The sequence below is a fragment of the Carboxylicivirga sp. genome (genome assembly GCF_982718395.1).
In genome coordinates this window covers 1-22,311 of the sequence record NZ_CEXQWX010000009.1, presented here as the reverse complement: position 1 = coordinate 22,311, position 22,311 = coordinate 1, and the positions used below count along the sequence as shown (strand labels likewise).

Below are 22,311 nucleotides of genomic sequence, written 5' to 3'. Positions count from 1 at the left end.
TTCGAAACCATCTTCGGAGACAATAATAAGTTAATGAAGATGGTTTTTAAAGTAATCGCATGTGTACGAAAGGATAAATTAATCTGAATGCCAAAATAAGGTAAGTATTCAGGTCAATAATATGTGTGTTATTTAAGGACGAGATAAACCTTTATAAATTAATAAATCAATCAATGAAAAACTCAATCGCTTACTTATTTGTCCTGTTAGTCCTTGGATTTTCAGGGTGTAAAAATGCTTCTGTGAATGAAGTTAAAAAGGAAAAGCTGAGCTTTGCTTTCCTGACGGATATCCATGTTAATATGGGTGATAATAATTGTTTTAATGGTCTGCAGCAAGCCTTTCAAAAGGCTGATGAACTTGGTGTTGATTTTATCATGACCGGTGGAGACAACTGTGATATCGATGTGCTCGAAGAAGACTCAGTAACGGCTCATAAAATTTACAGCCGATTCGCTGGTATTGTAAAAGATTCACCGATACCTGTTTATCCGGCTATTGGTAATCATGATCGTTACTGGGCTGTAGGTAAGGATGATCAACTCTTTAACGAAGGATTGTTCGAATCGTACATGGAGCACAAAAGTTATTATTCATTCGATAAAAAGGACTGGCACTTTATCGTTTTAAATACGGCCAACTCAGTGGTCGACAGTATTCAGAAAACGTGGCTGGTGGATGACCTCAGTCGTGTTAAACCCAATACTCCAATCGTAGTGGTTGTACACGTTCCGTTCCTGACTGTGTATTATCCAGCTTTACAGGGTAAATATACACATGCCGATACCTTTAGCAACTTTAAGGAAATATGGGACTTATTTAAAGGACATAATCTGAAACTGGTTCTTCAAGGGCACCAGCATTTATACGAAGAAATAAAAGTATTAAATACGCAGTTTATTACTGCTGGTGCAGTTTGTGCGTCATGGTGGGGAGGAGCTTACCATGGTACCGAAGAAGGTTTCCTGAAAGTGGATGTTGATGAAACAGACAATATTTCCTGGGAGTATGTTGATTATGGATGGAGTGTAAAATAAATAACGATGAATCGAATTATATCAAGCGTATTATTTTGTCTGGCCGGAGCAAGCCTGGCCGCACAGTCATTAAATGTTGTAAAAACAGATAACCTGACTCAATTAAATCGTAAGGAGATAAAACTTCCGGAAATTGAAGGGTATGAATTGCTGAAAGGTGATTTTCATATCCACACCATTTTCTCAGATGGAGATGTATGGCCGACAGTGAGAGTGCATGAGGCTTACTATGAAGGGCTGGATGCCATTGCCATTACGGATCATATCGAACGTCAACCAAGTAAACAATTTGTTGGTGGTGATCAGAATTCGGCGTATAAAATAGCTTTACCGGAAGCAGAGAGATTAAATATTTTATTGGTCAAAGCTGGTGAAATAACCAGGGAAATGCCTCCGGGTCACCTCAATGCACTTTTTTTGGATGATGTCACAAAGCTTGAACAAAAAAGCTATATGAAAGCTATTGAAGAGGCTAACAAGCAGGGGGGATTTGTTATCTGGAATCATCCGGGATGGCGTGCACAGCAACCTGATACGTGCAAGTGGATGGATGTTCACGAAGAGATTTACAACAATGGATGGTTGCATGCCATTGAGGTATTCAATTGGGATGAATATTATCCTGTAGCTTTTGACTGGTGCAAGGAGCGTCAATTGGCTTTTGTCGGAAACAGTGATATTCATATGGTGGCTTCGCATCGATTCGACTATAACAAATACCATCGTCCAATGACCTTGATATTTGCTAAGGAATGTTCCTTGAGCGGACTTAAAGAAGCCATGTTTGACAAACAAACTGTAGCTTGGTTTGCCAATCGATTAGCTGGGCCGGAAGATTTATTAAGGAAGTTGTTTGAAGCTGCTTTAGAGGTTAAGAAACCATTTCGTATCACAGAAGAAATTGCTGCCTTTGAATTGGTAAACCACACAGATTTAATGATTCATTTAAAAAACACTAAGCCCGCGGCTGGAGCACCAAAAGAAGTTAAAGTGATGCCTGGTTCTTCAGTAATTATGAAATGTGAGTTATTGAATGGCAAAGCTGTGTTACCATATGAAGTTGCTAATTTCTATACGGGAACTCAAAGTGTATTAAAGGTCGAAATTAATGTAATACAGTAAGTTTTTAACTGTTTTCCTTATATCTGATTAGAAATAAGGTTTAGTGAAATATCGATAAAAAGCTCAAGGATTGTATGATTGAAAATCCTTGAGCTTTATTTGTTTTTACTGATGACCAGATTTCAACATTGCCTTAATATGATGAGTTTATAACTCACGGAACTCATTAATTCAGTAACAAGTGTTGCTATAATTTGCCAGGCAGGTTATATTAAAGTGATTAACCAAATCGCACCGTGTTAATATTAACATGTATCAACTTTAGTGTTAAGATGTACACGAATTATCGTGTCAGAAAAGGATTTTGGTATAATTCAGATTTTAATCACTTTCAGGTTGTTGCTTTTAAATTGAAAGTAAGTAATTTGCATAGAACTTATATCGTAAATTATTCGATGAAATCAAGTGTTAATCTTTTAATTAAAGAAATAATTCAGGAATTTTCATTTTTTTAACATTTAATTAGATGACATCTCAGTTGTAGTGTATAATTTTGGCAGCATAAAAGACAATTAAAGAATTTTTGGTGTAATTGTAAAGTATCTGTATTTATGAAAGTATCTGAGAAGATTGAGCTACTTAAAAAGAAGCGTGAGGAAGTCCAGAAAATGGGTGGAGAAGCACGTGTGGCTAAACATCACGAAAAGGGCAAACTTTCAGCTCGAGAGCGTTTAGACCATCTTTTTGATGAAGGTAGTTTTAGGGAGGTAGACATGTTTGTTGAGCACCGCTCGGTTAACTTCGGACTTGAAAAAATTGACATTCCTTCTGACGGTGTCATTATCGGTCACGGTTTAGTTAACAGTCGTCCTGTTTTTGCTTATTCACAAGATTTTACTTCACGCGGTGGTTCACTGGGGGAAATGCACGCTGCTAAGATTTGTAAAATTATGGACTTAGCGGTTAAAGCAGGTGCGCCTGTTGTTGGATTAAATGATTCAGGTGGTGCTCGTGTTGAAGAGGGTGTTGATGCCTTAAAAGGTTACGGTGAGATTTTTATGCGTAACTCACGTGCGTCGGGCGTTATTCCACAGATTTCGGCTATCATGGGTCCTTGTGCCGGTGGTGCTGTATATTCTCCAGCTATGACTGACTTTATCTTTATGGTAAAGAAAAAGAGTCACATGTTTATTACAGGTCCTAACGTAATTAAGACTGTAACAGGTGAGGAAACTACTTTAGAAGATCTTGGTGGAGCAATGGTTCACAATACCAAGAGTGGTAATGCTCATTTTGCCTGCGATAGCGACGAAGATACAATTGATGCCATCAAAGAGTTGTTAGAGTTCTTACCAAATAACAATCTTGAAGAGGCTCCACAGATTCCTATGGGTGATGACCCAACCCGTCAGTGTGAAGAGTTGGATACAATTATACCAGATGATCCTAAAACACCATATAACATGGTGGATGTTATTGAGTCGGTACTAGATAATGGTGAGTTTATGCAGGTGCACGAGCACTATGCTGAAAACGCTATTGTTGGTTTCGGTCACTTAAACAATCGTTCGGTAGGTATCATTGCTAACCAGCCAATGATTCAGGCCGGATGTTTAGATATCGATGCTTCTGATAAGATTTCACGCTTTGTACGTACTTGTGACGCTTACAATATTCCAATGATCACATTTGTTGACGTACCGGGTTATTTACCAGGTGTTCAGCAGGAGTGGGATGGTATCATTCGTCACGGCGCAAAATTATTGTGGTCATACGCCGAAGCTACTGTGCCTAAGTTTACTGTTGTTACGCGTAAAGACTACGGTGGTGCTTACTTAGCAATGTGTTCTAAGCCACTTGGAGCAGATATGGTATTCGCATGGCCATCGGCTGAGATTGCAGTAATGGGAGCGAAGGGTGCTGTTGAGGTTATTTCGACTTACCGTAAGCAAATTAGCGAAGCTGAAGATCGTCAGGCAATGACAGATGCTAAAATCAACGAGTACGAAGAGGCCTTCAATGTACCTTATTTAGCAGCTAAGCGCGGTTATATTGATGATGTTATCCTGCCAAGCGAAACAAGGCAGCGCCTGATCGACGCTATGGAAGTTATGTCGACTAAGACTGAGGTATTACCTCCTAAAAAGCACGGAAACATTCCATTGTAAAAATTAGTACGATGACAGCAAGAGAAAAAAGAAGAAGAGCGGCAATGATCGCAGTAGCTTATTACCTGGAGCAGGAAGCAGCTAAAAACAACGAAATAAAAGCTGTAAACTCATGGAAAGCTGCCGGTAAAGAGGTGATCATGAGTAACCGTGCAATGGTACAACGTCGTGGTCGTTTATTACGTTCTCGCGCTTAATTAATGATTAGAGATTAACGATTAGTGATTAGTTCAAAGGCTATTAAACACTAATCATTAACCATTAAACACTAAAAATGATGAATTTCGATAAGCACGGAGCATTAGAAATGGCTCCACTAGAGTTTGGCGCTGACCGTCCAAAGGCAGCCAATCCAATTAAAATTAACGACGTAAGTTTACGTGACGGACACCAGTCATTATTCGCGACACGTGGTCGTACTGAAGATATGTTGCCGGTTGCTGAGATGATCGACAACGCAGGTTACAACGCTGTTGAAACATGGGGTGGTGCTACTTTTGATACCATGCACCGATTCCTGGCTGAGGATCCATGGGAGCGTTTACGTACGTTGAAGAAGCACATGCCTAAAACTCCATTCTCGATGTTACTTCGCGGACAGAATGTAGTAGGTTACCGTAACTATGCCGATGATGTGGTGCAGGCATTTGTTCAGCGCGCCATTGATAATGGTATGGATATTTTCCGTTGTTTCGATGCTTTGAACGATTACCGTAACTTCGAAACTGCAGCTAAAGTAATCAAGGACAATGGCAAGCATTTCCAGGGTGTAGTATGTTATACTTTGAACCAGCCTCGTTTGGGTGGTGAGGTGTACAACATGGAATACTACATCAACAAGGTAAAAGATTTAATTAAGTTTGGTGTTGACTCTATCTGTATCAAAGATATGGCTGGATTAATTGCACCTTACGATATTTATAACCTGGTTCGCGAAATCAAGAAATTCACTGATACGCCTATCAACCTTCATACTCACTTTACTTCTGGTATGGGTGACCTAGCTATCTTCAAAGCGATTGAAGCTGGTGTTGATATTGTTGATACGTGTATCGGGCCATACGCTTATCGTACTTCACATGCCGCTGTTGAGCCAATCATCATGTCGTTGTTAGGTACTAACCGCGACTCTGGTATGGACATCAACAAAATTACTGCTATCTCTGATGAGATGGAGAAATACATACCTAAGTACAAGCACTTAGATAACAATCCGAAGTACGCTACTACTGATATTAACGTATTGCTTCACCAAACACCGGGTGGTATGTTATCTAATCTGGTTAACCAGTTGAAGGCAATGGATGCTTTGGATAAATTACCTGAAGTATTCCGTTTATTACCTAAAGTACGTAAGGATCTTGGTAACATTCCTTTGGTAACGCCTACTTCTCAGATTGTTGGTGTACAAACAGTAAACAATGTATTGTTTGATTCTTACGAAGGTGAGTACGCTCAGATCACTAAAGAGGTAAAGGACCTTTGTTACGGTTTATATGGTAAAACTACTGATCCGATCAATCCTGAAGTTCAGAAGAAAGCCCTGAAAGATTACCCACGCGGTGAAGAGCCTATTACAGCCCGTCCTGGTTCGATCCTTGAACCTGAATTGGATCAGGTGAAAGAAGAATTCTCAGGTTTAGCTCAGGATATTGATGATGAGGTATTATGTGCTCTATACCCTGTAACAGGTAAGCGCTTCCTGAAATGGAAATATGGTAAGGAAGAAGTTCCTGCTGAATTCAAAGCGAAGACTATGGAGCAGGTTGAGAAAGAAGAAGAGTTGGTGCGCAAAGCTTTATCTGGCGAGTTAACATCAAAAGGTGGTTCTGGTGCTACGCGTGAATTGGAAGTTAAAGTAGACGGTGAAGTATTTACTGTTGAGATTAATGATCCTAATGCCGTAGGAGGAGCTGCCCCTCGCGCACGTCGTGCTAAAGGTGGTGCCAAAGAAGTTGAAGCAACTGGTAGCCTGGTAGCTCCAATCCCGGGAATGATCGTTGAGTTCAAGGTAAAAGCGGGAGATGAAGTAAAAGCCGGTGATACAGTTGTTGTATTAGAAGCCATGAAGATGATGAATAACCTTGACTCAGCAGTTGATGGTGTTGTTAAGGAAATCAAATTTGATTCAGGTGATTCAGTTGCCAAAGGTGATGTACTGATGGTGATCGAACCAAATGAGTAACTAAAACCAAGTACAATATACTCCAAAAATGAAGGCAGGCCGTAAGGCTTGCCTTTTTTATGGGAATTTGTAGAATTTGCTTAGCAAGTTCAAAACCCAATATCGAAGATTTTTCAATTGAATAAGTGTTATTACTAATCAACTTTTCACTTCATACCTGAGAAGAGATGTTTCAGGTGTTTCTTTTAGTCCTTCATTATCATTAATTGCCAGGCGGTACAAGTCTATAGTAACTTTACAGTATAATTAATCAACCTAAACCAGATTGAATATATTGGTGTTAACCTAATAGATGATGAACCCGAATCCATATCGCTTAATTATTATAAGCCTCGCTGTTGCTTTATTATTTTCATCATGTGATGAAATAATCGAATACAGTCCTTACCAGAACATCGTTAAATCGAAGTGGAAGAAGCAAAATATCACGCAGTACAATAAACTGTTGCCTGTTGCAAAAGAAGAGTTCAAGCCATTTAGAGTTGGATTGATTGCCGATTCACATACCTACTACGATGAATTTGAAAACCAGGTAAAATATATCAACTCAAGGGATGATATGGATTTTATTATACACTTGGGAGATATCACGCTAAGTGCAAATGCACGTGAGTTTGATTGGTATAGTGATATCATGAATAAAATTAATATACCTGTGATTACGATTATCGGAAATCACGATTGTTTGGGTAATGGCTATGATATCTATACGGAAATGTTTGGAGAGTCTAACTTCTTCTTTGAATACAAGGATGTGAAATTTGTCTTTTTTGATGATATCGTTTGGGAAAAGAAAGTTTCAGATCCTGATTTTGAGTGGTTTGACAAGGCATTGGTTAATGATCAGGATTATGAATACGTGATACCTTTTGCACATATTCCACCATGGGATCCGCAATTTACCATTGGTAATGAGTATTTGTACGATCAACTAATGCTTAAACATGATATCAGTCTATCGGTGCATGGTCACGGGCATAGCTATGACTATTGGCAACCATATGGTGATGTTAATTATTTAATGGTGCCGGCACCTATTCGAAATGAGTTGATCATACTAGACATCAGTAATGATTCAATAGAGGTTGAAAGAATAGAATATTAAGAAGTGAGAAGACAAGTGAGATATTGGTTAATTAGTCTTGTTTTAATTGCAAGTCAACTACAAATTGTAGGTCTGATGGCGCAGGAAAAGGATACAACTGAAGTATTACCCAAGCCGTTGCAGAATGCATATAAAACCAGAACAGTTGTTATTAAAAATGATACCGTGGCCTATAAACATCGCTGGTTTATACCTGGTCAGTATAAACTGCAATATGCCGGTAGCATTGGCTTTATGTCCATTGGATTTGGATATGCCATTGGTAAGGTGTATCAGCCGGCACTGTTTTTTGGTTATCTGAGTGAAAATTTTGGAGGAAGTAAAAACAGTGTGGTCAGTATTTCACTAAAGAATAGTTTCTACTTTACCAGGGAGCCACTGTTCGATTATTTCAGACCTTATGGAGGCATGTCGATAAACTGGGGTAATACCAATAACACTTTCAAGCGTCTGCCAGATTATTACCCCAAGGATTACTATTTCCAGAACAAGATTCATTTTGCACCTTTCGTTGGTGGTGAGTTATTCTTCGACATTAACAGCAGGTATTTTAAAGGATTTGGTGTCTATTCTGAAATCTCAGCTTTTGATGCTTACCTGTTGGAAGCCATCCGGACGAAGTACGTTAAGCCACATATGGCGATGTCTTTGGCAGTTGGTGTAACGTTTTACCTGAAATAAACATTTCTTTTCATAGATGGCTAAGCTATCTATAGCTCATAATTAGTCAATAAGGCCGGATTCAACGAAATCCGGCCTTTCCTAATTTTAAGACGACAATTAGGTTCGACAAGATTTGTTATATACACAGTTAACGGGCTTTATTTTGGTGCATTCGCTGTACTTTTTCTTGTCGTATCTTAATATCTTTGATGCGTTCAGGGTTGCACTGTAAGGCTTTATTTAATAGTTCATCCCGGCATAAGTTATCTAGATTTGTATTTCCTATTTCATTTTCAACTTTGGATTGTAAGCTTTTAATAAATTTACCAATAACAGGATCAGTGTTATCCTCATCAATTAAGAATTCGCGCATGCGCCAGGGATGAGCAATATCAAATTGAGAAGCAAACGCTTCGGCATCCTTTGGACTTTGTCAGGTATGGTATCCTAGACGAAACCAGGAGTATGAGATTCTTAATTTTGCAATATGTGCTTTGTCCCAATCATTAAATTCAGCCATTAAAAGCCACATTAAGTGAATCCTTATAAACTTTTTCAAGGCTTAACTAATATTTCTTTGTGGTTTTCCGATACGTTTCTGATTCAATATTAATATTAAAATCAGCATTGAGGTATTGATAATCGTATGACATAATAAGCGCTACTATATCCATTTTCAAGCAAATTATATACAGGTATTACGGAGCAATTTGAGGCGCAAGTAGCAAAGGTAATTAAGGCATGGTACTGCTTATCTTCTGACAACAATCTGCTTCGCTGCAGCCAACACCAATTTTCATTCGGTCAATAGCACTATGGCGTTCTTTATATTGTTGCATCAAGTGTTTCTTTTTGGCTCTTTTCTGTGTATAAAAAGTTATTTTATCAGGATTGTGCTTAAAGGCATAACTCAGAAATTCAGTTCTGGAATCAGTATTATATTCTGTTAGGTTATTCGCGTCGAGCATTGATTTGATACCATCCAGTAGTTTTATTACATTCTCATTGTTATTTTCTTCCCGGCTGATATATTGCCTGAATAAATAGGCATGTCTGAAGTTGTATTCAGCTGCAGCCTGCTTCGTTTCTTCAGGTGTCAGCCAAAGGTAATAACTCATCTTTGTCCATGAATAACCTACTTTGGTGATGGCCACATTGGCAATATCCCAATCATCAAATTCACTGATCATAGCCACGGCAACAGAGTCAGTATAAGAATTCATTAATAAGCCAGGTAAGTTATATTTAACCAATGCATTCTGATAGGTGATCGAATCCATAATTACATTATAATCATTGTCGAGATACTGATAATTCAACGAGAACCAGTCTGTCGTTTTTAGATTTTCTGCTGTTACCTGGTCTTTGGCATAAAACGTTTGTGATGAAAGATTGGCAGATATGGATAACATAGCACCTATCAGCATGGTGCTCATAAAATATTGAAACATAGCGTTAGAATTTTAAAGGGTATTAGAATGCAAAGACATTCGGTGCAAGGCAATTTGCAAATGCCTGAGAAAAGGACCGCATCTGTATTAGTATGTTGGATGATAGATGCAATCCTTATTTATTGATTAACCTATTTATTTGTTGTTATTATTTTATAAAGCAGAGCGTAATGTGATTTATCAGTACCTTTCATGTTCTTTTTAACGATCTTCTCGGCTTTTTCAAGCTCAGTTAATGAAGTCATTAGAATAAAATGATCCACATAATTAATTTTTGCCGCATTGCCAGTCGTTAGTGCATCCTCCTGATTGATATGATCACCAAACAACTTTTTCGATTCAACTGCCTTTTTCATGTGGTGCTTCGATGAATAGCTCATGCTGATAAGATTATGCACATAAGCCTGCTGTAACACCTTTTCAATATCTGTCAACTGACCATCATTACTAAAGCTCCAGATCAACTCGCTTATATGGTTCAGGTACTCTTCAGAAGAATAAGCAGGACGATTGGTTTCAATACGCTGAAAGAAGAAACCACTCATCATTTTATCAAAGGCTTCTACAATTTGCTTGTAATAGTCGTTGCGCAATGAACCTAGGCGATCTTCAACGCCTTTATTCATCAACCACTCACTATTGGCCAACTCATTCACCACCCATGCAATAGCTTCTTCCTGCTTGGCTTTTGATACAGGTGTAAACAATGGAATATCTTCACCTTCAACACCAAAATACTGATAAGCACCACCAATATATGACATGTTGTGTTCCAGATAGCGACTATATTGCTTAGTTACCTCTTTATATATCTGACGAAGGTATTCGTATTCCTTGTTTGGTTCTGTACACCATTCTGTCAGGTGATTCATAATATACTTCAGGTTTTTCATACCATAGGTACCAGCTTTTACAGCATCATCACCAAGCGCTTCCGCCTGGGCGGCCGGATCGCCGGAAATACCCATGGCAAATTGTGGTGTAAAGCGGTACATTGGATCATCTGCCTTTTCTAAGAACCACCGATTAAGTGTTTCATACTCGTCGCTTGGTTTTGTAACATCAGGCAACCATTGATAACCATATTTAATGGCAAAGATGTCAAAAACACCCAGTGGAGGAGGAGTTAGTTCAACACCTTTATCTTCCGGTTGGGCAATATAATTGTAACGTGCATAATCCATAATCGATGGTGTGGTACCATATTTTTGAGTAAAGCTGACGGAGCGTAATGAGTCAACCGGATATGCATACGAGGCCCGCATATTGTGTTGGAAACCCAGGGTGTGTCCCATTTCGTGAGCCGAGGCATAACGAATCAGGCGTCCCATTAATTCATCCGAAAAAACTTTTTGGCGGGCTTCTTCTTCCACTTGCGCACACTGTACCAGGCGCCAGTCGTGTAACTTCTGGATCACATCGCCATACCAGATAATATCCCCTTTAATGATTTCACCCGAACGAGGATCAATCCATCGCTTACCCATGGCATTAATGGTCGTATTTGGAATATAGCGGAAACAAGTATTATTTAAGTTGTCCGGGTTAAATTCCGGATCATCAGGAAAGACCTGTGCCATAATCGCATTTTTAAAACCAATGGCTTCAAAAGCAAGCTGCCAGTCTTCAATACCTTGCTTCACATATTTTTGCCATCGCTTAGGCATCCCATTATCAATGTATACGATAATTGGTTTTTTAGGCTCCACCAGCTGTCCGGCCAGGTAGGCATTAATATCTTCTTCTTTTGGTTCCAGGCGGTAGCGATGGATGTATTTTTCACTGCGTGATGTTGAGCCATTATCTTCGTAATAACGCTTGCTGCTCGAAAAATAATTGATACGTCGGCTATACAAGCGTGGCATCATTGGTTCCTTTGGCAATAGCACCAATGAACGGTTGACCATTGCACGATATGGCATTTTCTTAGTGCTAAAGTTGAAGTACGATTGTAGTTCAATGTTATTTTCAAATACCTGCACTTTTGCCAGGTAAGACGACTCTTTTTCTATTGTGCCAGGCTTTCCTTTACTGGCAAAAGGCGTGATGATTGGTAATTCTTTAGCAAAGAAATCAGTCACATCGATTACCAAATTATTATTCTCGCCAATGGCTTTAATTGGAAAGGTTTCGACAACAGGAATCAGGTAGTTTCGTTCAAAAGCATACTTAATATCTTCGCTATTTTCACCTAATACTTCTTTTACATTGGGAACCAGCAAATAAACATTATTCTCATCGTGCGAAAACTGAAAAACCATTGGATTATTGCGTAACTCACCGGCATAAGCTTTACTTGGATTGCTTACTTTGGCAATGTATGAAGCCATTAAAAACTCGCGCATAAAGAAAGATTCCGGTATCTCAAAGTACAGTTTATCCTCACTTTTATGAACCGTAAGCATCCCAGACTGCGTGGAAAAGTCATCTGTAATGATCTTATCGTAATGTTTTATTTTGCCTTGTCTACTACTCTTCTCATCTTCTGCTGCTTTAGAGTGTTCGATGCTTACAACGCCTAAAAATAGCGCTAATATAATGAGTCTGTGAATTAAAAGTTTCATTCTTTATTCTTTAATTATAGCAGTCTTCAGTTGATGTAGAATGGACGATAGTTACTGAAGGCTGCCTTTTAATAATGTTATTATAAATTTACAGGTTTTACACCTTCAAAGTCTAATAGATCTGGTTCCTGATAATTTTTGCTGTTGTACATATGATAATGGATCGTTTGTGTTCCGCCCCAAAGCTCATCATTTGTAAATTCAACAGTTAATACTATTTCCCACAGATCATCTGAAACCTTAAAGTAATTTCCACTACCCTTAATACCAATTATATATTGCTTATCATCTTTGCTTGAGATGGTTAAAAATTGCGATATGACTAAGACTGTTCCTTCTTCTGGATTATTGCCATTCTTAGGGTAAAATTCAAGTGCCTCTGCAATATTAAAACCTGGCGACTTATCTGAGTCGGTATATTCATTGTTGAAGATGCCTTTTAAACCAAAAGAGTTAGTTGTTCGCCCGGCATTTGGTGAATCAAAACGCACTTTAAAGGCGTGGTGATAGACATCATCTGATGGATCAGTAGTTTCGCCATCTGAGTACAAGACACCATTAGGATCACCTGCATCAACAATTACAGGATAGGTAAACTGACTTGAATATTTCCATTCGCTTACAGCGTCTCCTTCATCATAAAACCACATTTCCATATAAGTTCGATAATATGGATCGTTCAGGTTGTAAAAATGAGAAGCCGGAGATGCGTTTTTATCACGCTCTACTTTTATTGGTTTCACAATTTGTAAAACTGTGTTACCAATGGGGATGTAATTATTGTCTTCTCGTAATACAAGAAGGCTTTCAAAAAAGACATCGTCTAAATTAATATTCTCAAGCAAAGTACAACTATAGTTTATTTTAACATCGCCCTTATTAATAGGTTGACGGATTAATGAATATAGAAAACTATTAGTTGCTTCAAATAACTCCAGGTTTTCGATTTCATCAATAGTCATACCTTTGGCAAAATCAATGGAGAAATCAAAGGTTTCACCTTTAATACCTTCAATTTCTATGCGGTTTGTATTGAAAGATGCAGTTGTGCTTATCTCACCCAAAGAAATATCAAGCTGTTTATTTGCCATGGAGTCATTAAGATTACCAATATAGACTGATTCATCATCAGAACTTTCAAGCTTAAGAGTTAGCTTGGTTGGCTTTTCGTTTTGCCAGCGCTTATTAAATAAAATCTTAATAGTATCTGATAGTTGACTATCTTTAAATACCAATCCATTGGAGGGCATTATTTCATAATCAGAGAAATCACCTTCTTTTGTTACACTATATTGCACTGTAATGTTATTCTCAATATTGGAGCTGGTTAACAATACGGGCACCTTAATTGTGCGTAAAGATTTGTGCGTGTATGCTTCAGTGGCTATTTTATCATTGCGGATGTAGTTTTCGTAAGGCACACTATCACTGTCTAATATGAGATGAAACCTGACAAAAGCCGGTCCATTATATAAAGTTACGCCAATAAATTCTTCATCGGAGCAAGCGGCCATTATAAATATGATGCCAAGTGTAAGTAATATATGCTTAATAACCTTCATTTTGTATCAGATTTGAGTTTAATTCCAGATTACCATCAGGAATAGGTAAAACAAAGTAATTTGATGGATAGGATAAGTTACAGGTGCTGGACAGACAACCATCAATGCGTTCCACATTTTTATGATAGCGGGCAATATCGAACAAGAAATGTCCCTCAAAGCATAATTCTTTGCGTCGCTCAATAAAGATTTCTTCAATTAAATCACTGCCTTCATTGGCCAATGTTGCATCACGATTGATTCTGATACTGTTAAGGTCGCTAAGTCCTTGTTCAACATCTCCCAGTCGAACTGCAGCTTCGGCCCTAATGAGGTATTGTTCACTAAGTCTAAGTACCGGGTAGCCTGGATTATCCTGAAATTTATAGGTGAAATAATACGGATAGTCTATTAGTGATTCATGTTCCAGAGTTGCTATATTAGCTTCAATAAACATCGTCATACCTCTTACATCATTGGGCTCAAAAAGGTTTAATAGATCCATTGAAGCTACATAATCCTTATAATTTGGTGCTTCATCATAACCAAATTGAGCAAAGACAGTGTTAGACTGAGGAGTATTTCCCTCGTTATCAATTGGTATTGCAAGTTCAAAAAGAATTTCAGAAACCGGAACATTAGGTTCTTGCCAGGAGCTAACGTAATTGTCTGTATTTAAAAGATGTACATCCGATAATCCAATGGCATCATTAGCATAATCGTAAGCTTTTTGCCATTGGTTAGCATAAAGAGCAACACGGGCTGCAAGTGCCCTTGCAGATACGCTATTAAACATAGAATATGATGGGCCGGGTAATATGGTATTATCAGTATAAAGGAGCAATGCCTGCTCTAAATCATCCATCATAAATCTATAGCATTCCTGGCATGTCTTGCGTTCAGGAAAGTCGATGCCAATTTTTTGGGTATGAAGATTATAGATGATACCAGGATGTGATGCATCAGGTGTAAATGAGAAATTCTGGGAATAAACTCGCATCAAGATAAAATGTGTAAATGCCCGGAGTGTAAAACATTCGGCTTTCACTTGATCTATTTCGGTTTCACTAGCATCTGGCACTACATCAATGTTTTCTAGTAAAATGTTGATTGAGTTGATAGCTTCATAGCAATCTTCATACGTGATTTTTAGGTCTGAATCATCAGCCTGGTCATTAAACGAATAGATGTTTTCGATTATTTGTGGAATGCCTAATGTTCCTATATCATCGCCTTTAGGATCGGGAGAAAACTTAAGATTACCTCCACATAAATCTGCATATACAGCTAATTTATCATCACTATGAATGTCGTATAATTTCCGGTAAATACCGCTTATTATTTGCTGAACCCCTTCGTAAGAACTCAATTGTTCAGTAAATGAGATTTTAGTACCTGGCTCCTGCTCAAGAAAGTCGTCACAAGCTGAAAGGAGCAAAACTATGATTGGCAGATATATAATTAGTTTTTTCATTAGAAATTCATTTTTAGGCCTAGTGTATATGTTCTTGACTCAGGGTAGGTGTACATAAACTCACGAATGCCATTTCGGTCTTCGGGGCTTTCATGTTTATACCAATACCAAACATTGGAGATATCAGCCATGAGACGAATATCTTTAATAAAGAATTTTGGGTTACTGAACTTGAAATTATAACTCAAACTGATATTACTGATTTTAATATGAGATGTATCGTAGATGAACTTATCAAGATTACTGATCAAAGGACTGTAGGATGTCACGGCAGGAAGTAACGCCATATCACCAGGTTGTTGCCAATAATCAATGGCATTAACACTAAGATTGCGATTTGAAGTGATGTTGTAGTTTGAAATAAGATTTTTATCAACAAGCTTGTTTGCACCAAGTTTATATGAACCACGAACACTAAAATTGAAGTTTTTATATGTGAATTTGGAATTGAATCCTCCATAAACGTTGGGTTGTGTATTCCCGATAGGTTCCCAATCCGTTGCGTCAAAGAGTTCATCATATAACGATGCTTCATATATTTGGCCATCTTTATTTACCAAATCTCTGCCTGTGGCCGGATCAATACCAGCCCACCGGACACCCCAGATAGTTGATGTGCTCGAACCTACTTTAATAGCTGTTGCGCGCGCAGAAAGAGAATAGGTGTCTCCAAAACCAGTAACGGATAATATCTTGTTTTTTAAGGTAGAAATATTGAAGGATGTGGTCCAGTTAATATCATTGGTTTTAATTAGTGTAGTATTTAACGAAGCTTCAAGCCCTTTGTTATACATGTTTATACTATTGAGTTGTACCGAACTATAGCCTGTAGCATCAGGAACGTCACGACTGCTGATCATGTCATGAATATCATCATAGAAATATTCCACAGTCAGGTTCAATCTAGTCATCAAATTGATGTCGAGCCCAACGTTAAACTTCTTATTAGTCTCCCAACTTAAGTTTGGATTTGGTGCGTCTGATGGATAGGCATAGGAAACACCAAGATATCCACCACTAGATGAAAATGTATAAATCCCTTTTGAACTATACGATCCAATACGGGAGTTTCCGGTAGTTCCATAACTTATTCTCAACCTCAAAAAATCAAGCCAGTTGCTATTTCTTAAGAAGTGCTCTTTACTAATGATCCAGCTTAATCCCGTCCCACCATTATAAGCAACATTGGTTTCATCGCCAAATACAGAACTTTCATCGCGACGGAAATTGACTAAGAGGAAATATTTTTTCTTAAAATCGTAATTCAATTGTGAAAAGAACGAAACACGTGAATTGTTATTGATCTCGTACCTATGTGTTTGATTCTTATATCTGTCGTCATCAAGTGTTTTAGGGTCATCATCTTTAATTGCAGCAGATACTGGATTGATAATATCTGGATTGACAAAACCAACTCCTGAGTGATACTCAAGATCAGCTTTTTCTTCGGCAAGTTCAATACCTCCCATTATGTCGAAATAGTGGTTATCAGTTATGTTCTTCTGATACATGGTTTGCGCCTGCCAATTCCATCTGGTTGATTGACGAAGGTTAATTAGTCGTCTTCCCCACTTATTGTATTTTACTCCATCCAGCGTAAATGTACCATTGTATTGACCACTTTCGTTAGCACCGGAAAAATAGCGATCTTGTTCTTTATCTTTATAATCAACACCAGCTGCAGTAAAAGCCGACCAATTGTCAGTTAGGTCGAAATTTATATTAATACTTGTAATTACGCCTTTAGTCTTTGTCTCATTAAGGTTCTGTGCAATACCAGCCAAGGGATTACCCATGCCTAATACGCCTACATCGGCATATGTCTCATCCTCGTTGAATGGAGATAATGTAGGAACAAATGCATACGCATAATAGGTGTTGGGAGCTGTCTTGGATATATAACTTGGATTAACAGATAAATCAACCTTCAAACGATCTCCTGAGTAGCCTAAACTTGTACTTGCACGGTATTGTTTAGAGCTATTGCCCACCTGTGCCTCATCAATGCCTAGATAATTTAGCCCCACTCTGAAGTTAAATTTGTTTTTACCACCACTTGCACTTAGTGAGATTTTATTGAAAGATCCATTTTCATTAAGAAGACCATACCAATCTGTGTCAACTCCATTATATGCCACCGACTGTTGGCCAGTGTTAATAAGGTATTCATTACGCAAGGCATTATATTGCTCACCGTTCATATACTTAATACGGTTGATGGCTTGTGATATACCTGATTGCGCTGATAAATTGACTTTTAATGGACCAGCCTTGCCTTTTTTAGTGGTGATAATAATAACCCCATTGGAACCATCTGCACCGTAAATACTAACTGCAGCGGCATCTTTTAATACATTAATGGATTCAATATCTTCCGGGGCAATCTGTGCAATCGGATTAGTGTAATTTTCAGAGAAAGTACCACTACCATCGAAAAAATCACTGTCGATGCCTGCTTCTTCAGACATTATCACACCGTCTATAATTATTAGTGGTTGCGTGGATGTTCCAAGAACAGCATTAGAAGTAGGAGATAAACTCCCTTGTCCCCGAATATGAATCTTTACTGGTTCCAATACCCCGGAACCAGTTTCAATATTCACACCAGCAATCTGACCTTCAAGCATTTTATCAACACTTTCAAAGGCTTGGTCAACCTGAATATCCTTAGACTGAATTGTTTCTATACTACCTACGACTTCCTCTTTTAGCTTTTTAGTACCATACGATGAAGTAATAACCACTTGCTGTAATTCGTTTACAGCTTCCTCCATATATACTTCCAGATATTCCCGGTTATTAACCTGAATCACTTGTGTTTCGAGTCCAATAAATGAGAATATCAGTTCCAGGTTATTGACATCTTCTTCTTTAACGGCCAGTCCGAAGTTACCATTTGTATTAGTGATAGTTCCAAGGCCGGTTGATTTTACAATAATGTTGACGCCAGACAAAGGTGTATTGTTGCTTTTACTCATAACCTTGCCTGTTATGCGGACTTGTGCCAATCCAGGCAGCAAGGACATAACAAAACCGATTAAGAGTAAACTGAGTTTAAGTCGCATGTGTAGATTTTTTTGGAAAAAGAAAACAAGAGAACCGACCGATAATACAGTCGATTCCCTAATTGTGGGTTAGTTATTTAACGGATATTTTCTTTACAAGCCTTTGGGTTCCATCAGTGATTTGCAATACATACAAACCTTTCTGGTTAAATGTGATTTGCTTATTATTAACCAGACCTTTTGCTACACACTGTCCTGTTAAGCTGTAAATATTGTATTCAGCTTGTGCACTTTCTAAGCCATTAACATTGATTGTTCCATATGAAGGGTTAGGGAAAACAATTATAGTATTCTCTTTTACTTCATCACCAATAGCGGTTGGAATAGTTGCTGGGTCAAAACTAAACAATTCATTACCTGTAGTTTCTGTGTCGCTGGCATCTTCACCTTCAAAGTAAAGGATATTATTTAGTACAACTATTTCATCAACATCTTTAACTTTTGAATCTAATTGAGCAATGGTTGTTCCGTCTGTTCTGAAAAGGTGTCCGTCAGTATCGTTACTATCTTCACCTCTGTAATATAGGTAGCCATTGTAAGGGCAATAGTCAGAAGGATCATGGTTTGAATTGGTTCCTGAAATATTACTGATATTTGTTGTTGTTTCATCAGCAGGATTATAAACATATAATTGGTCACCATTTGTTCCATCATCGCCTTCAAAGAACAATAAGCTATTCCAGGCATATAGGTTATTGACTCCTGTAAGGGACGATGCAGAAGCAATTGCAACTGTACCATTCGTAGTTCCATCTGTTTCCCATAATCCTCCCAGAGCCTCAAAGTATAATTTGCCTCCTAATATTGTAAAGTTACTAATACTCGAATTACCATCGTCTCCTGTAATATCTTTTATAAGGGTGAATAATCCTGTTGCAGGATCATATTCATAAAGTTCAATGCCAATCGCTGCATTAGCCTCCATGTAACACATTACTTTGTTATTAAATACAATTAAATTACCCCCACTAATTTTTTCATCTGTTGCACCGTTATCCGCAACAGCAGCATTAGTAGTACCATCGTATGACCACAAAGTATTCCCTGAAACAGTGTTGCTATAATAAACCAGACTGTTGTCACCTTGTGGGAAATATATTCCTGAAGCAAGAGCTTCAACAGTATTACCTTCCGTTCCGTCAGTAATCCATGTTTTGGTCAAGGCAGTAAAATAGAGTTTGTCATTCAGGGAAAAGAAGTTACCAGGTGTTGAGTTTGAACTAGAATTATTCAAATCTTTAACTAAAACTGTTCCAGCACTGGTTCCGTCAGAAACCCAAAGTTCTTTTCCATGATCAACTGCTGCATTTGCATCATCAGCTGCGAAATAGATTTTTCCATCAAATACAAAAAGTCCAGCAGGAGAAGAATTACCTGTACCTGGATTGATATCCTTAACTAGATTGACCTGCGCCTGCATTGTAATGGTTGTTATGGCCATCAAGCAAAAAGTGTAAATTTTTTTCATAACTAAATATTTAAAAGGTTTATGATGATTGTCAGTAATAATTGCCTTGCGAAATTAGGATCCATGGTTATTGCCGACAATCACCATTTATTGGTATTATTTTGCTAATAATTGTGATTAAAAGTTTTGTTGTTTATTTAAATGTATAAGGGTTGTCTAATTCCTCAGTCACACCATTGTCGTATTGTATAAACAGCTTTTCCTCAGTGATTTTGTCAACAATAGTCTGAGGCTCTGTTTTACCTCTTACAAAGTACACGCGTAGCGTTGGTTCCGTTTTAAAATAGGTAATCATACCTACTACATATTGGTTAGCCTTACCTACATGATTTATCATGTATTGCATCATTTGTTTATTGCGTGGGTAGTCTTCAAAAGTCATTTCAAACGAAGCCAATTCATCGTTTTTATATTGGTTTCGATTATTGAAAGCACGTTTGAATGGCATAAACAGACCTTTTCGAAGATCAAAACCAGTAGCATAAACCTTAAGGCGTTTAATTCGCGATACCTCAAACTCTAGTTCCTGCTCAAATTCACGACCACCACTAATCAGTTGGATACTTTCTGTCTCGATACTCTGTTTCAGGTCTTCCGGATCCATGTCGTAGTCGCAGTATACTTTGAGGCTCACAGGTTCACCAAAAGACGATTCAAAGGCATAAATATCTTTGCGTTTGCGAAGTATCTGATCCATATAAAAGACATCCATCTGGTCAAACAGGTTATATACCTTAGCCTCAAATATGGCCACCTTGGCCGTATCTGGAGCATCTTTAATATGAACACGCGTTGGTGTAAACAAGGCTTTTTTAACACCATCGGATGATATGGCAGTGCTGTCATACCATACTTTTACAGCATGTGAATTAACATAGGTGGCAGCTCCAACAACGCCGGGAATGGTTTTCATTTGATTGACAAATGAAATACTACTTCCATAACATTTAATGTTCTTTAAACCTTCGTATTCGAATGTACTTGCCTTGGCAACAACCTGTTCCTCACCCCATTTAATATTCACAGTTGGTATTTCAAGTTTGTTACCCAGGTAAATACCTCCAATGACTAAAACGCCAAGGGCAAGAATCGGCATCCATCGAAAGTTGTTCTTATTATTAACCAATAGTGTATTATCTACAGGGCAGGCACCAAGACAATCACCACAAAGGTTACAATCAGCATGCGTTACCACTTCAAGTGATGCAACATCAATTCCCTGTGGGCACTTCTTTGAACAAAGTCCACAATCAATACATGAATGTGTGTTACGGGTTATTTTAAGCATCTGCATGCTTTTTGTTTTCTCAGGTAGTAATACTTCAAAGAAATAACCGGCAATAAATAAGATGATTAACAGGTATATCCAACTTACTTCAATCTTAAGTGCATAAATAATGGCATAACCAATAACTAAAGTTAGTACAATATAAATATGTTTAAACAGGTTTGAAAAAGCACCTAAAGGACAAACGTAGCGGCACCAAAACATTGGTATTATAGTTGAACCAATAGCTAATATTGCGATAGCTGAAATTGCCATCCATGGCACAACATCTTCACCAAAGCGACTGACAATGGCATAAAATGGATCATATTCTTTACAGAAAAGTTCATTGGATGCTAATGTGAAGTAAAATGTGATACCCAGTAAAGCATACTTCAATACTCTCAGAAGTTTATCGGTAGTTGGGTTGATAATCGCTTGTATCTTAAGTTTGCGCCCCAGCTTACCAAACCACTCTGAAACTGTTCCAAGGGGGCATAGATACCCGCAAAACAACTTGCTGAATAATAAAACACCCACCATCAGAGCAATTCCTAATACCAGTTGCATACCCGACATTGAACAGGCTAATGCTCCATTATTTAAAAAGGTAAATAAAGATTGTATACCGCCTAAAGGGCAATATGCCTCAAAATCGACAAATAGTTGTGGATTTATAATTACCCTGATCAACCAATATATTACAACGGCTAATAATGCCATTTGAATTATGGTACGTACACCATTCTTTTTCACAAACCTTGTCATTAATTCTTTGTTAATTGTTGAATGAGATTTATTTCTGTAACAAATGTGTTAACTCTTATTAACAAATCGGAACCAAACAATATTATGGGGCTATAAAAGGAGGTGTTAGAAAAATATGGTACGACACATCATTTGATAATCAAGTTATTATAAATTGCGAACCATCATTGCATCTTACAACAAAAATTAGCAAAATCATTAATGTTTAGCTGAATTGTTTTATTTTAATAGTACTTTATAACACCTTAACTAAGACTTATGACTTTAAAATTTAAACTTATTAAGAGTAACCTCTTAACTACTAAGAAAGCTTATCATGCTGTTCCTGTATTAAGAAAAACCATTAACCAGGATGATTTAATTGAAGCGATAATAAGACCCGGTAGTGGAATAACAAAAAGTGAAGCCATGTCAATGATAGAAGCCTATCATGATGCTATCGTTAGTTTGTCTTTGTAAAAGCAAAGAGAGAAAAGAGAATATTTTCTTTGGA

16 protein-coding genes are annotated in these 22,311 nt (G+C 37.8%); 8 read left to right on the top strand and 8 right to left on the bottom strand.

The window, feature by feature from the left end:
* The first annotated feature begins 173 nt into the window (after positions 1 to 173).
* From AC4MRQ_RS03445 to AC4MRQ_RS03415, 7 genes are all read left to right on the top strand, one after another.
* Entirely contained in the window at positions 174 to 1,037 is an 864-nt protein-coding gene (locus tag AC4MRQ_RS03445) for a metallophosphoesterase family protein (protein ID WP_491196246.1), read from the top strand.
* Between the two features lie 6 nt (positions 1,038 to 1,043).
* Entirely contained in the window at positions 1,044 to 2,159 is a 1,116-nt protein-coding gene (locus AC4MRQ_RS03440) for an Sb-PDE family phosphodiesterase (RefSeq protein ID WP_491196245.1), read from the top strand.
* A gap of 551 nt (positions 2,160 to 2,710) precedes the next feature.
* Positions 2,711 to 4,267 (top strand): acyl-CoA carboxylase subunit beta, encoded by a 1,557-nt coding sequence (locus AC4MRQ_RS03435; protein WP_491196244.1) that lies wholly within the window; start codon positions 2,711 to 2,713, stop codon positions 4,265 to 4,267.
* An 11-nt stretch (positions 4,268 to 4,278) separates the two neighbouring features.
* Positions 4,279 to 4,464 carry a hypothetical protein gene (locus tag AC4MRQ_RS03430; protein WP_491196243.1) on the top strand — a complete coding sequence of 62 codons (186 nt, stop codon included), beginning with the start codon at positions 4,279 to 4,281 and terminating at the stop codon, positions 4,462 to 4,464.
* Positions 4,465 to 4,541: 77 nt separating this feature from the next.
* Entirely contained in the window at positions 4,542 to 6,452 is a 1,911-nt protein-coding gene (locus tag AC4MRQ_RS03425; RefSeq protein WP_491196242.1) for a pyruvate carboxylase subunit B, read from the top strand.
* A gap of 292 nt (positions 6,453 to 6,744) precedes the next feature.
* On the top strand, positions 6,745 to 7,557 hold the full coding sequence (locus AC4MRQ_RS03420) for a metallophosphoesterase family protein (RefSeq protein ID WP_491196241.1): 813 nt from the start codon (positions 6,745 to 6,747) through the stop codon (positions 7,555 to 7,557).
* Positions 7,558 to 7,560: 3 nt separating this feature from the next.
* Positions 7,561 to 8,238: a hypothetical protein gene (locus tag AC4MRQ_RS03415; RefSeq protein ID WP_491196240.1), complete on the top strand. Its 678-nt coding sequence runs from the start codon at positions 7,561 to 7,563 to the stop codon at positions 8,236 to 8,238.
* Positions 8,239 to 8,368: 130 nt separating this feature from the next.
* Here AC4MRQ_RS03415 and AC4MRQ_RS03410 read toward each other — a convergent pair whose 3' ends face one another.
* From AC4MRQ_RS03410 to AC4MRQ_RS03375, 8 genes are all read right to left on the bottom strand, one after another.
* The gene (locus AC4MRQ_RS03410; RefSeq protein ID WP_491196239.1) at positions 8,369 to 8,593 is read right to left on the bottom strand and encodes a hypothetical protein; all 225 of its coding nucleotides are present in this window, start codon (positions 8,591 to 8,593) and stop codon (positions 8,369 to 8,371) included.
* Between the two features lie 361 nt (positions 8,594 to 8,954).
* On the bottom strand, positions 8,955 to 9,671 hold the full coding sequence (locus AC4MRQ_RS03405; protein WP_491196238.1) for a hypothetical protein: 717 nt from the start codon (positions 9,669 to 9,671) through the stop codon (positions 8,955 to 8,957).
* A 131-nt stretch (positions 9,672 to 9,802) separates the two neighbouring features.
* A complete protein-coding gene (locus AC4MRQ_RS03400; protein ID WP_491196237.1) occupies positions 9,803 to 12,235 on the bottom strand; it encodes a zinc-dependent metalloprotease in 2,433 nt (810 codons plus the stop codon).
* Between the two features lie 80 nt (positions 12,236 to 12,315).
* A complete protein-coding gene (locus AC4MRQ_RS03395) occupies positions 12,316 to 13,797 on the bottom strand; it encodes a hypothetical protein (RefSeq protein ID WP_491196236.1) in 1,482 nt (493 codons plus the stop codon).
* The gene (locus AC4MRQ_RS03390; protein WP_491196235.1) at positions 13,784 to 15,250 is read right to left on the bottom strand and encodes a RagB/SusD family nutrient uptake outer membrane protein; all 1,467 of its coding nucleotides are present in this window, start codon (positions 15,248 to 15,250) and stop codon (positions 13,784 to 13,786) included. Before AC4MRQ_RS03390 ends, AC4MRQ_RS03395 begins: the two co-directional genes overlap by 14 nt.
* Complete coding sequence (locus AC4MRQ_RS03385; RefSeq protein WP_491196234.1) at positions 15,250 to 18,315, bottom strand: SusC/RagA family TonB-linked outer membrane protein; 3,066 nt, start codon at positions 18,313 to 18,315, stop codon at positions 15,250 to 15,252. The genes AC4MRQ_RS03390 and AC4MRQ_RS03385 overlap by 1 nt, the downstream gene beginning before the upstream one ends.
* Before the next feature lie 73 nt (positions 18,316 to 18,388).
* Complete coding sequence (locus tag AC4MRQ_RS03380) at positions 18,389 to 19,783, bottom strand: T9SS type A sorting domain-containing protein (protein ID WP_491196233.1); 1,395 nt, start codon at positions 19,781 to 19,783, stop codon at positions 18,389 to 18,391.
* 133 nt (positions 19,784 to 19,916) lie between these two features.
* Entirely contained in the window at positions 19,917 to 21,818 is a 1,902-nt protein-coding gene (locus tag AC4MRQ_RS03375) for a 4Fe-4S binding protein (RefSeq protein ID WP_491196232.1), read from the bottom strand.
* Positions 21,819 to 22,076: 258 nt separating this feature from the next.
* Here AC4MRQ_RS03375 and AC4MRQ_RS03370 point away from each other — a divergent pair, with 258 nt between their 5' ends.
* Positions 22,077 to 22,277: an HU family DNA-binding protein gene (locus AC4MRQ_RS03370; RefSeq protein WP_491196231.1), complete on the top strand. Its 201-nt coding sequence runs from the start codon at positions 22,077 to 22,079 to the stop codon at positions 22,275 to 22,277.
* Positions 22,278 to 22,311: the final 34 nt, after the last annotated feature.

Excerpts from the sequence above, each read along its gene's own strand:
- AC4MRQ_RS03445 (WP_491196246.1), top strand. The coding sequence starts at position 174 with ATGAAAAACTCAATCGCTTACTTATTTGTCCTGTTAGTCCTTGGATTT.
- AC4MRQ_RS03440 (WP_491196245.1), top strand. The coding sequence starts at position 1,044 with ATGAATCGAATTATATCAAGCGTATTATTTTGTCTGGCCGGAGCAAGC.
- AC4MRQ_RS03435 (WP_491196244.1), top strand. The coding sequence starts at position 2,711 with ATGAAAGTATCTGAGAAGATTGAGCTACTTAAAAAGAAGCGTGAGGAA.
- AC4MRQ_RS03430 (WP_491196243.1), top strand. The coding sequence starts at position 4,279 with ATGACAGCAAGAGAAAAAAGAAGAAGAGCGGCAATGATCGCAGTAGCT.
- AC4MRQ_RS03425 (WP_491196242.1), top strand. The coding sequence starts at position 4,542 with ATGATGAATTTCGATAAGCACGGAGCATTAGAAATGGCTCCACTAGAG.
- AC4MRQ_RS03420 (WP_491196241.1), top strand. The coding sequence starts at position 6,745 with ATGATGAACCCGAATCCATATCGCTTAATTATTATAAGCCTCGCTGTT.
- AC4MRQ_RS03410 (WP_491196239.1), bottom strand. The coding sequence starts at position 8,593 with ATGCGCGAATTCTTAATTGATGAGGATAACACTGATCCTGTTATTGGT.
- AC4MRQ_RS03405 (WP_491196238.1), bottom strand. The coding sequence starts at position 9,671 with ATGTTTCAATATTTTATGAGCACCATGCTGATAGGTGCTATGTTATCC.
- AC4MRQ_RS03400 (WP_491196237.1), bottom strand. The coding sequence starts at position 12,235 with ATGAAACTTTTAATTCACAGACTCATTATATTAGCGCTATTTTTAGGC.
- AC4MRQ_RS03395 (WP_491196236.1), bottom strand. The coding sequence starts at position 13,797 with ATGAAGGTTATTAAGCATATATTACTTACACTTGGCATCATATTTATA.
- AC4MRQ_RS03390 (WP_491196235.1), bottom strand. The coding sequence starts at position 15,250 with ATGAAAAAACTAATTATATATCTGCCAATCATAGTTTTGCTCCTTTCA.
- AC4MRQ_RS03385 (WP_491196234.1), bottom strand. The coding sequence starts at position 18,315 with ATGCGACTTAAACTCAGTTTACTCTTAATCGGTTTTGTTATGTCCTTG.
- AC4MRQ_RS03380 (WP_491196233.1), bottom strand. The coding sequence starts at position 19,783 with ATGAAAAAAATTTACACTTTTTGCTTGATGGCCATAACAACCATTACA.
- AC4MRQ_RS03375 (WP_491196232.1), bottom strand. The coding sequence starts at position 21,818 with ATGACAAGGTTTGTGAAAAAGAATGGTGTACGTACCATAATTCAAATG.
- AC4MRQ_RS03370 (WP_491196231.1), top strand. The coding sequence starts at position 22,077 with ATGACTTTAAAATTTAAACTTATTAAGAGTAACCTCTTAACTACTAAG.